Origin of the sequence: Paenibacillus antibioticophila (assembly GCF_000455265.1) — a bacterium.
GTDB classification, from domain to species: domain Bacteria; phylum Bacillota; class Bacilli; order Paenibacillales; family Paenibacillaceae; genus Fontibacillus; species Fontibacillus antibioticophila.
The window spans coordinates 1,445,974-1,457,900 of the sequence record NZ_HG005139.1 but is presented as its reverse complement, the minus strand read 5'-3'; the positions used below and the strand labels follow the sequence as shown (position 1 = coordinate 1,457,900).

The 11,927-nt window shown below is 44.1% G+C and carries 12 protein-coding genes; 6 read left to right on the top strand and 6 right to left on the bottom strand.

The annotated features are described in order from the left end of the window. The first annotated feature begins 149 nt into the window (after nucleotides 1–149). Nucleotides 150–554 (top strand): hypothetical protein, encoded by a 405-nt coding sequence (locus tag TX85_RS06570; RefSeq protein WP_148444342.1) that lies wholly within the window; start codon nucleotides 150–152, stop codon nucleotides 552–554. A 195-nt stretch (nucleotides 555–749) separates the two neighbouring features. Here the strand turns inward: TX85_RS06570 and TX85_RS06565 are convergent, their stop codons facing one another. Genes TX85_RS06565 through TX85_RS06555 form a run of 3 tightly spaced genes read right to left on the bottom strand, consistent with a single transcriptional unit; the run spans nucleotide 750 to nucleotide 3,322 of the window. Beyond that, complete coding sequence (locus TX85_RS06565; RefSeq protein WP_044478293.1) at nucleotides 750–1,454, bottom strand: hypothetical protein; 705 nt, start codon at nucleotides 1,452–1,454, stop codon at nucleotides 750–752. A gap of 21 nt (nucleotides 1,455–1,475) precedes the next feature. Next, a complete protein-coding gene (locus TX85_RS06560) occupies nucleotides 1,476–2,414 on the bottom strand; it encodes an ABC transporter permease (protein ID WP_044478292.1) in 939 nt (312 codons plus the stop codon). Continuing rightward, nucleotides 2,411–3,322, bottom strand: a complete 912-nt coding sequence (locus TX85_RS06555) for an ABC transporter ATP-binding protein (protein ID WP_081671662.1) — start codon at nucleotides 3,320–3,322, stop codon at nucleotides 2,411–2,413. The genes TX85_RS06560 and TX85_RS06555 overlap by 4 nt, the downstream gene beginning before the upstream one ends. A gap of 204 nt (nucleotides 3,323–3,526) precedes the next feature. Here TX85_RS06555 and TX85_RS06550 point away from each other — a divergent pair, with 204 nt between their 5' ends. Next, nucleotides 3,527–5,311: a helix-turn-helix transcriptional regulator gene (locus TX85_RS06550; RefSeq protein WP_044478290.1), complete on the top strand. Its 1,785-nt coding sequence runs from the start codon at nucleotides 3,527–3,529 to the stop codon at nucleotides 5,309–5,311. A 128-nt stretch (nucleotides 5,312–5,439) separates the two neighbouring features. Here the strand turns inward: TX85_RS06550 and TX85_RS06545 are convergent, their stop codons facing one another. From TX85_RS06545 to TX85_RS06535, 3 genes are read right to left on the bottom strand one after another with little or no spacing between them, the layout of a single operon-like run. Then, the gene (locus TX85_RS06545) at nucleotides 5,440–6,471 is read right to left on the bottom strand and encodes an alpha/beta fold hydrolase (RefSeq protein ID WP_081671661.1); all 1,032 of its coding nucleotides are present in this window, start codon (nucleotides 6,469–6,471) and stop codon (nucleotides 5,440–5,442) included. Next, entirely contained in the window at nucleotides 6,455–6,673 is a 219-nt protein-coding gene (locus TX85_RS06540; protein ID WP_044478289.1) for a hypothetical protein, read from the bottom strand. The genes TX85_RS06545 and TX85_RS06540 overlap by 17 nt, the downstream gene beginning before the upstream one ends. Before the next feature lie 24 nt (nucleotides 6,674–6,697). Next, nucleotides 6,698–7,306 carry a TetR/AcrR family transcriptional regulator gene (locus TX85_RS06535; RefSeq protein ID WP_044478288.1) on the bottom strand — a complete coding sequence of 203 codons (609 nt, stop codon included), beginning with the start codon at nucleotides 7,304–7,306 and terminating at the stop codon, nucleotides 6,698–6,700. Between the two features lie 471 nt (nucleotides 7,307–7,777). Between TX85_RS06535 and TX85_RS06530 the strand changes: the two genes are divergently transcribed. The 4 genes from TX85_RS06530 to TX85_RS06515 are packed head-to-tail and all read left to right on the top strand — an operon-like array spanning nucleotide 7,778 to nucleotide 11,910. Next, nucleotides 7,778–9,352, top strand: a complete 1,575-nt coding sequence (locus TX85_RS06530; RefSeq protein ID WP_101781123.1) for a spore germination protein — start codon at nucleotides 7,778–7,780, stop codon at nucleotides 9,350–9,352. Beyond that, nucleotides 9,324–10,517 carry a Ger(x)C family spore germination protein gene (locus TX85_RS06525; protein ID WP_044478287.1) on the top strand — a complete coding sequence of 398 codons (1,194 nt, stop codon included), beginning with the start codon at nucleotides 9,324–9,326 and terminating at the stop codon, nucleotides 10,515–10,517. The genes TX85_RS06530 and TX85_RS06525 overlap by 29 nt, the downstream gene beginning before the upstream one ends. Next, complete coding sequence (locus TX85_RS06520) at nucleotides 10,514–11,686, top strand: GerAB/ArcD/ProY family transporter (protein ID WP_044478286.1); 1,173 nt, start codon at nucleotides 10,514–10,516, stop codon at nucleotides 11,684–11,686. The genes TX85_RS06525 and TX85_RS06520 overlap by 4 nt, the downstream gene beginning before the upstream one ends. After that, the gene (locus tag TX85_RS06515) at nucleotides 11,683–11,910 is read left to right on the top strand and encodes a hypothetical protein (protein ID WP_044478285.1); all 228 of its coding nucleotides are present in this window, start codon (nucleotides 11,683–11,685) and stop codon (nucleotides 11,908–11,910) included. The genes TX85_RS06520 and TX85_RS06515 overlap by 4 nt, the downstream gene beginning before the upstream one ends. Nucleotides 11,911–11,927: the final 17 nt, after the last annotated feature.

Sequence of the window (11,927 nt, the reverse complement as noted above, 5' to 3'; positions counted from 1 at the left end):
ATTTGAACCATCAAAAAAATCATCTCTTCACTTATAAAGAGATGATTTTTCTGAACAATTCATTTATTTTGATCCTTTTATACGATTTCTTTCTTCTTTACACTTTTCAGTATATCCAATTTCTGAGAGAATCACGAATTGATGAGTTAATGCCAGGACTACTGAACATTATTAACTCATCATTGAGGTATGATTTTGAAATTGACGATTTATTAGAGTCGTTTAAGCACAAAATTGAAAGAGCTGTTGAATACTATAAACATAATAGAGCACTATACATAACAAAATTTCTTTATAAAATGTCAATCTATTACCTCGTGCGAAATAAAAATCATGTTGCAATAGATATAATTTTACAAGGTTTGGAATTATCTGGTATTCTTAATGATACAAGGGCATTTATAAAATTCACTGTCATTTTTGAGTCAACTCGAAAGAAGTGCAATGAAGATCAACAAACGCGGTATTACCAAATTATTGATCAACTTCTTAAGGAGGAATTGAGTAATGAAGAAAATGTATTTATCCGTGATGGTAGTTTTTTGCCTTGTTAGTGTAATTCTTGGGCCAATCGCATCCAACCCGCCGATAATTTCCCCATATAGTCATGGGGCGGAACATTAAATAGCTGCAATTTCAAAAAAGGCACCCATCAAAAGAAAATTGATAGGTGCCTTTTTTTGTTTCAGAAAAATATTATTTTATGATACACAAAGTTCAGTCAATCAAAACCGCACATTCAGCCTTGTTTATTTTTTGTGAACGACATTTCCATTTATTTCTCCTATGGAAACTTCACCTTTCCCCGTTTGTGTAATCGTTACATCCTTCTTTACTTGATCAATTGCCAGACTACCATCACCTACATGGATTTCTACTGCACCATCAATGCGTTCTATTGCTACATGTCCGTTCAAATTATCAATGATAACCGTCTCAGCAATATCCGTAACAGTCACATTCCCGTCTCGATTGTCAATCTCCAACGAACCAGACAACCCAGAAACAAAGATATCACCATTAATATTATCTATGGATGCACTGGATTGCAGCTGATTAAGTGTAATATCACCATCACGATGCGACTTAATTTCTACATCTACCCCCTTGGGAACAGTGACTTCCAAGTCAACAGCTCCTGAGCCGGTAGCCAAAAATTGTCCTTCAAAACGGGCATCTAAATAGGCAATGTTGTGATCTGCTCTTAAATCCAGTTCGAGCTTCTTCATACTCGCCCCATTTGATCGTACGCCTGCCTCAACCTGAATATAGTCGCTACTAGTATCGCTTCTCACGCTGATTGTTCCGTTCCGATGGTCAACCACCAACTTAGCCACTTCCTGAGCCGATAATTCAAGCTGTTTGGTATCTGTTGTCTCTGCTGTCCCAGATGTGCCACAAGCTGCTAGGACAAGCAAAAGACAAACAAGAATTGCGAATTGGATTTTTTTCATGTTCTTGACTCCCTTTGAATTCTATTGTTTAACATCGCGTTTTACAAACGAAAAATAAGAAATCGAATGCAAAATTACAACATGCAATAATAGTAAAGCTACTGCCCATAACATGCTCACATCTTCAACAGAAGGATTACCATATACAAAAGGTGTCCAATCCGTCTGGGAAAAAATAAAATACCGTGTCCAGTCCCAACCGTCCATCGCAATAGAGATCACAAATCCCGCCACCGCGATCAACATAGAAATAACAATGGAGAACGTAATGCTGCGAAATGCGGCAGATATCATAAACGCCAACGTCACTACGACAAGCAGAAAGGGAAGCTGCAGAATATACCCTGACCATAATGCCTGCAGTACGGGTATTCCCATAACTGTCTGATCTTGAACATAGAGATGGGATGAGGTCAGCCCAGCAAATCCAAAAAACACACCACCAAGCACCATGGCCACTGCTACACAGATCGTTGTCAAGAACAATGCAAATACCAGCGAGGCGATATACTTTGAACAATAAATTTGCGTCCGGCTGGCTGAACGAGTCAAAAGCAACTTGATTGTACCTGCTGCAAACTCGCCTGCCATAATTTCACCTGCAATAATGATGGCAATTAAGGATGACGCAAAAACAATATTTCGTAGTTGATCAATTGTGAAGGCCCAACCACTGACTGATGGCGGCATATTATGATCAAGATGATACTGATTGAGAAGGATTTGTTTCTCGGCTTGTATGATCTCTATAGGCAAGGCATCCAGCTGATTGGCAACTTTACTAAGTTGCCTGTTATCCTGTTCAAGCTGTACTTGCCAGTTATCTCTCACCACACCTTCCCCAGCCGAGTTTATGTTAAAAATCTGTAAGGCAACGTAGAGGATGGCAATTCCCATCATTACCCATGTCCGAGTTCGTTTGTAAATCTTCAAATTCTCATTTCGTATGAGTGAAATCAATGTTCTTTCCCTCCCGTCATTTCCAAAAAAGTGTCCTCCAACGTTTTTTTAGCAGCGGAAACTCCGTATACATTTACGCCAGCATCCATCAGTTTTCGACTAATCTCCGGAATTTGCGACTTATCAATCATAATCTGGACAACATTCTGTTCCGTTGTAATATCCGCACCCTTCATAAGAGTCTGCAACAATTGCATAGCCAGATCGGTTCGATCCACTTCAAAGCCTATGAGTGAGCGCTCATGACCAGAAATGTCGCCGAGCATATGGGTACCCACCAGTCTTCCCTTTTGTAACACGACAACCCGATCGCACATCATCTCCATCTCTGACATTAGATGACTGGAAACAAGAACCCCCACACCATTCTGATGGGCTAAATGCCTCAAATGATTGCGTAACTCCCGGATACCAGATGGGTCCAAACCGTTAGTGGGTTCATCAAGTACGAGCAAGGAGGGTTGGTGGACGAGCACAACAGCCAGCCCCAATCGTTGACGCATTCCCAGTGAATACGCGGCAACCTTATCCGATATACGATCAGTCAGACCAACAAGCTCAATAACTTCCTGAATTCTAGTTTTACTAACACCGGGTGTCATACGGGCAAAATGCAACAAATTATCGTAACCTGACAAGTACTTATACAAATCCGGATTTTCCACAATTACACCGACATGCCTCATCGCTTCTTTGAACATTTTTAATGTGTCTAAACCATTAATCTGTGCCTGTCCTGCCGTTCTGCTCATCAGTCCAACAATCATGCGAATTGTTGTTGTTTTGCCTGCGCCATTCGGACCAAGCAAACCTAATATTTCCCCCTTTTCCATGCTAAATGTTACATCTTCAACAAGTGCTTTGGAGCCTATCTTTTTTGTTAATCCCACAACCTCTAATAACGGCAATGCCACCAATCCTTTCATTCATTTTTGTATTGAGCTATAATTTCCCTATCTGCATGGAAACCCGCTTTACCTGCACCACCATACATACCAAATCTCTTATCATATAATCGAGTGACAGGATGTCATATTTTGAATATGACATCCTGTCCAGGCGATATTCCAAGCACATAGCGCTTTATTTTATAAACAAGGAGTCTATATATTGTGAATTTATCTATTTTCAACCATTGGTCATGGCAGGATAAATCCCTATTCCTACTTCGTGTTCTTTGGGTCACTACCGTTCTGATCTTGATGTACCAAGATGAGGCTTCCTTTTCCTTCTGGTGGGTGTTCATACCGGTCATTTTGTGTAACCTGATTCCTTTCATGCTTTTAAAAGGCCGATATTGGCTTTATCTGACTGCTGAGGTCGTTTTATGCGGCGGCATTTCAATACTCATGGCTTATGAATGGGGATTGACCAGGCTTTTTCTTCCATCTTTATTTACAATCGCCTTCTTCACACGCGGCTCTCGCCATGGCATATCTTTTCCAATCAGCGCTCTGCTGTTAATTGGAAGCTCCGGCGTACTTGTGAATTCGGCAGGTTTTTTTCCGGTTTTTTACCAGGCCCTGTTCGATGCTGTCATTTTGTATGGCTTCAGCTTTGCCCTTCAGAAAGGAAGCCGCGGTATTGAGTCCATCCGCCATAAGCTCTCTTTGATTCGAGAACAATATGCCATTCTGGAGCAGTATTCTTCACAGATTGAACGTATGACTTTGCTTGAAGAACGTTATCGATTAGCACGTGAATTACACGATACCATTGGTCACAACTTCACCTCATTAATTCTTGGCATGGAAGCACTGAGCAAATATATATCCTCGCCTGAAGGAAAGACTAAGTCGGAGAAACTGATTCAACTCGCTCGCACAGGATTGGATGATATTAGGAAGCAAGTCCATCAAATGGCTTCACCTGAAGAGGCTTTGCCTCTAGATCGAACTTTAATGCAAATTATCGATTCGTTTGTAACCAACGCGGGGGTTCATGTCATTTTTCGAAGTTCCGGCGAACCGTTCCCGGTCATGATCCAAGTTAAGCTAGCTCTATCCCGATGTCTTCAAGAAGCCCTTACCAATGCAAGCCGGCATGGTCACGCAAGTAAGATTCAGGTTGTTCTGCATTATGATCTGACACATCTGATGTTACAGATCCAAGACAACGGTCAAGGAGTTGAAGAGCTTCACTTCGGCTTTGGATTGAACAGTATGAAAGAACGGCTGACTCCCTTACAAGGCCAGTTGTTTGTAGATTCCCAAGTGGATTCAGGGACAATTATTACATGTACAATTCCCAATTCGTTTGAAGCAAGCAATCAGCGCATTCATATTTTGTTAGCAGATGACCAACCTCTGGTTCGTGAAAGCATGAGGCTTCTTCTGGGAGAAGAGAAGGATCTTGAACTTGTTGTGGTGGAAGATGGGTTCCAAGCTATCACCTACTGTGAGAAGCATCAACCCGATGTGGTACTTATGGACATCCACATGCCTAAACAAGACGGTATCGAAACAGCACGCCAGATTAAAGCCTCGTGGCCTGAAGTTCGGATAATCATGATGACCTCAATTGAAGACTCGAACATTGCTTTACAAGCGTTGCATTTAGGAGCAGAAGGATACTTACTAAAGTCAATTCATCCCAAGGAACTTGCGGCATCTATTCGCCTCATTCACGGTGGGGGAACGCTGATTTCTCAGGAAATTGCCCAGCATTTGTTTCATAATCAGTCCGACTCAGAAAAATCAAACCCATATGAGCTTACGGATCGAGAAATTCAGGTGCTTAAATACTTGGTAGAGGGCTTACGTAACAAGGAGATTGCTCTCAAACTCCACTTATCCGAAGGTACGATTCGCAACTATATTTCGTCCACTTACCTTAAACTTCAAGTTGCTAGCCGTACAGAGGCGGTTGAGAAGACAATAGCAGAGGGTTTAATCTAGCCAGTCTGTTAATATGTGATGAGGTTGGGTTAAAAGAACTTCAAATAAAGAAAAACCCGGACTCTTTTGCGAAATTCTAATTTTGAATTCCGCAATAGTCCGGGTATATTTTTTATTGATAAATGTAATTACGGCTGCGAAGGCAGCAGTTCCCGTATTTTATCTACGACCAGCTCAGGCTGATCGTGAATGATCATATGTCCGCTTGCTTCTGCTATAACTTGCTCGCTATCCGACGAAATGTCCAGCAATTGGCGCTGTCCAGTCTGCCATATCTCTTCTAGTTTGCGCCCGCCTTCTTCGGATATTCCTGCAGATACATAATCTGGCGCTATTCCCCGCGTTATAATTCGCACCGGCAGATTGCCAAGATGCCGCCCTCGAATGCTATCCTCCGTAATATAAGCAAGCCTGCCTTCTTCGTCCTTCGCCTCAAAAAAAGTCGATTTGGCTATTACATTTACGAACATATCCCTGTCTTCCTTCGGAATCAGCCCTTCAAGCAGCCAGTCTTTGAAGATGCGCATAACCCCTGAACTCTTTAACAGCTTCATGGTAAAGACCGACGGATTGCCTGAAAAGTTCTCCTTCTCCAAAATGGGCTTGCTCTCGCGCTCATCATTTTCTGGACGCGCATCTACCAGTACGAGTCCCGTCACTTGATCAGGATATGTTTGAGCAAAGAGCCTCACGTACATACCGCCAAGTGAATGACCTACCAATATATATGGTCCCGGTAGCTCGGCATTCTGTAAAGCCTCATGTAATTCCTGCACAATGTTCTCCCCGCTTCGTGCACTTGGAGCCTGCTCACTCCATGCGTAACCTGCACGATCGTAAACAACAACGGTGGCATCTTCGGACAATGCATCGGGAATTCCGCGCCAAGAAAGGCTGGTTTCACCACTGCCTGCTTCAAACACAATTGTTGGTGTTCCACTTCCCTTTTTAACAACATGCAAGTTGTAACCCCCCGCGTCTATAAGTTCCCCGGGTGGTGGATACAATCGGGCTTCCTTCCTTGCCGCAACAGCTTCATACAAAAATCCAGTTCCAATGATCAGAATGCACACGCTCAACAGAACTATAAAACTCTTTTTAGTATAATGCCATATATTCTTCTTTTTACGGTTTCTCCGCTCTTTATCCTTCTTGTTCAATCTCCATGTCCCCCTCAGTCAATTCTCTTGATAACTTGGTCTGGTATTCATCAGAAGTCAGCGAACGAAATAAAAATTCATTTAGACGACGGGAGAGCTTCGCCATTTCCTTTTCTGACAGTTCATTCATAAAAAGGACCACTTCGAAACGATCTCCCTTCTTATCAGTCGCATAAATCGCCGAGTTCATCTTGTAGCTCATGTGATTGCACGTTAATCCCCGCCTCTAATCATCTGTTCTACTAATCAATTCATCCAGATGTTGATTCATGATCTTTTGCATCTGTTCCGGCGTCATCACAGCCGGTTGCATCATATGCTGAATGGTCAAACCATCCAAAAGCAGATGGAGCTTGACAGCTTCACTTGCTAAATCAAGCCCCCTTTTTAGTAACCGCTCGGCCGCAAGTTGTTGAAGGAGCAGCACCATCAGTTCCTGCATCGCTTTATGGACGCTTTGACTAATACTGAATAACCCATCATGATGCAGTGCCTTGACGCACAGAGACATCCAAACCTCCGCCTCTATTTTTCGCTCCTGATCGAGCGGAAGCAGACCAAACAGTAAAGACTTAGCACCTGATACACTGACTTCATCAAGTTGGTCGTTCACTGCATCAAAACGTTGTTCCACTCGTTCAATCACCAATCTCATAGCAAAACCCAGCAACTCATCTTGTGAACGAAAATAGTGCTGCAACGCTCCTGCTGAAACCCCAGCCTCTTTGGCCACTTTTCTGACAGAAACGCGCTCCATCCCCTCTTTTTGAATCAAGCGCCAAGCGGCTTCGGCAATCCTAGCCCTCTCAGCAGCATAGTCAACTATTTTCGGCAAATCGTTTCGCTCCCTTCCCCGCTTGCTCGTTGTTCATTCCAAAAAACAATTCCATAGGCAACGCAACTGTGCACAATAATGAAATACACGAAACTATATAATACAAATGTATTATATAGTACAGTTGTATTATATACAAGCGAATAATTGTCTCTTTGCACATAACTTGTAAGTTTAGTGGTGGCATACTATATCACATTGATATTTTTATAAGATTTCTTTCTTCTTAATCAACTTTTCTAGTTGTGAACAGAGCTAAAAGCCCTTTTGTTTATTTTATTACAGCAGAGGTTATAGCCGCGCCGTATAAACTCCCTCCAAATACTCCAAACTATACAGCACAAACCTAAAAAAAGAGTCTATATTATCTAGGCATTGAGGGGCTAGATCAAATGCGTTATACCGCAAAATTAATCAGACTGTTTAAGGAGCGGCAAAAGAAAAGGCGGACATCGACAGACGCTCGACAGCATGAAGAGGAGATACTACAGCTTCTTTCCTCAAAACTACAAAAAAAACCTTGCTGCTCTCAGGGCTACGTTCGAGGATAGTTCTGACCTTGTCATTCGAGAATTTTCCTTTGGAACAAATAAGGACAAAGAAGTTAAAGCCGCACTGATTTTTTTAGATGGATTGACCAACCCTACAATAATAAACGATAGCATCATCAAGCCGCTTATGCACGACAACCATCTCCTTTACGAAGAAGAAGCATCTGATCTCTCAGATTTGGATTTAATCCGGAACAGGCTCTTGTCCGTTGGAGTGGTCAAAACCATCTATACCCCTAACGAGGTCATAGAGGCCTGTCTGTCAGGTAATGCAATACTGATGACTGACGGATTTTGCCAAGCCCTTGATATCGGAGCGAAAGGCGGGGAAAAAAGAGCTGTTTCCGAGCCTGTCAGTGAAACCTCTGTTCGCGGTCCACGGGAGGGCTTTACCGAGAATTTGCGCACCAATACGGCCATGATACGCCGAAAGATAAAAGATCCTTCACTTAAAATCCGCTCTGCTGTCATCGGAGCACGGACCCATACGCAGGTAAACCTGCTTTATATAGATGGAATCGTCGATCCTGACCTGGTAGATGAAGTGGAACGCCGTTTAAAAAAAATTGATACCGACGCAATACTAGCCACGGGTTACGTGGAGCAGTACATCGAAGATAACCCCTATACACCATTTCCTGTAATTTGGTGCAGTGAGAAGCCGGATGCAGTCGCGGGTAAGCTGTTGGAGGGACGGGTTGCCGTTGCCGTAGACGGCACGCCCTTTGTGATGACGATGCCTATGCTGTTTATCGAAAATTTTCAAACCGCAGAGGACTATATTTCGCGCAGCCATTATGCCACTTCAATGCGCATATTGCGCTTAATTGCATTTACTATCAGTCTGTTTGCTCCCGCGTTATATATCGCGTTCACCACCTTTCACCAGGAATTGATTCCAACCACACTGCTGTTTACAACGGCAGCATCCAGTGAAGGTATTCCTTTTCCTGCCCCAGTGGAAATGGGGATCATGATGCTGATTTTTGAGATTCTGCGGGAAGCGGGGGTTCGTATGCCCCGGCCAATCGGACAGACCATCAGTATCGTGGGTGCTCTGGTCATGGGAGAAGCTGCTGTACAAGCTGGAATCGTAGGAGCGCCGGTAGTTATTGTCGTTGCAATCACCGCTGTGTCAAGCTTTGCTATTCCTTTTCTCATGGATGCTGTTTCGATTATAAGGTGGTTTTTGCTGATTCTTGCCTCTACGATGGGAAACCTCGGTATAACTGTAGGGGTGTTCATTTTGCTCGTCCATCTTTCTTCCCTCAGATCCTTCGGCGCCCATTATCTTGCACCGCTAGCACCATTTCAAAGAAGGGATCTAAAGGATACTGCTGTGCGTGCTCCGCTCTGGGCTATGCATACCCGCCCTCGTGCAACCAATCCGCAGGATTTGAAGCGACTAAGATCAAATCCGCCAAGAAATCCATCGAGCAGTGAAAAGGCGACTGGAGTGAGGAATCATGACAAGGAACAACAGTACGATCCGTAAGGGGGCTTTACCCCGCAGTATTACTGTTTTTGGGATCTGTGTACTGCTAGCCTCATTCCTGACCGGCTGCTGGAGTCAGCGGGAACTGAGCAAATTAGCCATTGTTGTGGGGACTGCCCTGGATATTGGCGACCAGCCAGATACCCTGAAACTGACTGCACAAGTGGTTAAAGCGGCTGAGATGGGAGCCAGTGCCGGATCCCAAAAAAGCAGCTCCGGCGGTAAGGCCTACGTGAATATGAGTTATACCGACAGAAGCGTGCTTTCTGCCGTGCGAGGAATCTCGCATATGCAAAACCGAAGATTGTATTTCTCACACAATAAGGTGCTTGTTATTAGCAGCGAGCTTGCAAAGCTAGGAATGGGCAAAGGGCTGGATACATTTACGCGAGACTATGAGTCGCGCATGAATATCCAACTTCTAATCTCGAAAGGCAAGGCCTTCAAGATCCTGGAGGAAGACGTCGATTTGGAAAAGGTGCCCTCCCTTCATCTTTTCGGTATGATGGAGAACCAGAAATTAAATTCTGAAACAGCAGTTGTAACGTTACGCGATTATAATATTGCCACATTGAGCGGTTCTCCCGCCCCCGTAGTTCCGATCGTCGAGATGAAGAAGGATAAGGTGAAGCTCTACGGTACAGCGGTTTTCAAAAAGGGGAAGATGATCGGCGAGCTTGATAAGTCCCAAACAAGGGGATTGCTTTGGGTAACGGACAGGACCCGGGGCGGCGCGTTGACCGTGGATACAGAGTGGGGTCAGGTTGCTTTGGAGTATCTGCATTCTAATAGTAGTTTGAAGCCGGTAAGAACCAAGGACGGAGCCATCCGTATGGAACTGACCGTCAATGAGGAAGGAGCCATTCAAAGTAATGAGACCACAGAGGATCTGTCTCGTCTGGAAAACGTGGAGAAACTGAAGGAACTGATGAAAGAAGCCATCCGGTCTGACATTGAAAATGCACTAAGTCAGGCAAGATCCCTTTCCGCTGATGTGTTCGGTTTTGGCGAGATCATCCGCCGCGAATATCCGAAAGAATGGGAAAAGATGAAGAACAACTGGGATACCCTGTTTCCTCAGATTGAACTTGACATTCGGGTAAATGTCAAACTGAGTTCCACGGGCGGTCTGGTCCGGCCAGTCATTCCAGGAGGTGCACAGTGAAGAGCACAGGCGGAAATATATCTCCTAAAGATCTGATGTTTGCAGTGTTTTGCTTTATACAGGCTACTGTACTGCGTTCAGGCTATATCATTGCTGTGACCCGGCAGGACTCCTGGGCGATGGCTATGACCGGTTTTTTGTTTGCGATTCCGATCGTGGCTATCTACGCAGCGCTGCTACGTAAATTTCCCGGAAAGAATCTCATTGAGATCAGCGACTGTATTTTCGGCCCGATTATAGGGAAAGTTGTATCTGCGTTCTATCTGTTTTTCTTCTTGTCGCTCGCAGCACTCAATGCCCATGATCTTGGAAGTTTTGTTGTGCGTTACTTGATGCCGGAAACTCCAATAGCGATGGTTCTTCTTATTTCCCTGATGGGATGCGCCTACGCACTCCGCAAGGGAATTGAAAACCTCATGTATTTATCGATCTGCTTAAGCATAATCGTCGCGGGTGCAGTAGCCATCAATTCTATTCTGGTGCTTAATGACATGAACCCGGGATTTCTGAAGCCTTTTTTCCAAATGGACCTCATGACCTACATTCAGGGCACAGTTACTATAGGTGCGGTCCCGATGGGCGAGATTATCGCCTTTACAATGATTACTCCAATGCTGGAAAAAGAGAAAAAAGTGCTAAAGCCACTCCTGTTCGGGCTGCTCCTTTCAGCCTTTTCCATGGCGTTTGCCATGCTGCGTGATATCTTAACACTAGGACCTCTCGTCTCTATTGTATCGCTGCCATCCTTTGAGTCGATACGTTATGTGACCCTTGCGGATACCCTTACACGGATGGAGAGTATTTATGCGGTGGTGCTGATTCTTCTCTTTCTATTTAAAGTTTGCATTCTGCTATATGCATTTATACTGGGGTTAAGTCATATACTGGGCAGAAAAAATCAGCCGCTGCCGAATCAGGATCATACTAATCCTTCATTTAATACAGATCAACCCTCAAATCCGAAAAGCTTTCCGCCTCTCACGCTCATTTCTACGGCACTTGTATTCTTCTATTCGCTTATTGTATTTGAGTCCGCGATGGAGAATATAGATTGGGGGGCAAGCACTGCTCCCTTCTTTTCACTGACTTATGAACTGCTGCTGCCAGCCGTGTCCTTGTTGGTCGCCTTCTTGCGAAAGCTTGGCAAAGCTCGGGAGGTGAGAGAATGAAGGCACTTCTGGTAATTATAGCTTTTTGCGGTATCGCCTGGATGGATCTGCCTGACATGATTAAAAACAAACAGTGGCGAAATCTTGCCATCTATTCAGCGATCTTCTTATCGGTACTTACATTTGGAGTACTCGTTGCTTCAGATATTAAAGTTCCGAGCCCTATCAAGGCGATTCAGGTCATCTACCGTGACATTCTTGGCTTGAGTTTCAAAGCCTCCTGAATTAAAAAACCGCCCAT

What these genes read in the sequence shown, in the direction of transcription:
- TX85_RS06530 (WP_101781123.1), top strand. Translation starts at nt 7,778, where the DNA reads ATGAAGAGGAGATACTACAGCTTCTTTCCTCAAAACTACAAAAAAAAC.
- TX85_RS06570 (WP_148444342.1), top strand. Translation starts at nt 150, where the DNA reads ATGCCAGGACTACTGAACATTATTAACTCATCATTGAGGTATGATTTT.
- TX85_RS06525 (WP_044478287.1), top strand. Translation starts at nt 9,324, where the DNA reads ATGACAAGGAACAACAGTACGATCCGTAAGGGGGCTTTACCCCGCAGT.
- TX85_RS06515 (WP_044478285.1), top strand. Translation starts at nt 11,683, where the DNA reads ATGAAGGCACTTCTGGTAATTATAGCTTTTTGCGGTATCGCCTGGATG.
- TX85_RS06565 (WP_044478293.1), bottom strand. Translation starts at nt 1,454, where the DNA reads ATGAAAAAAATCCAATTCGCAATTCTTGTTTGTCTTTTGCTTGTCCTA.
- TX85_RS06540 (WP_044478289.1), bottom strand. Translation starts at nt 6,673, where the DNA reads ATGAGCTACAAGATGAACTCGGCGATTTATGCGACTGATAAGAAGGGA.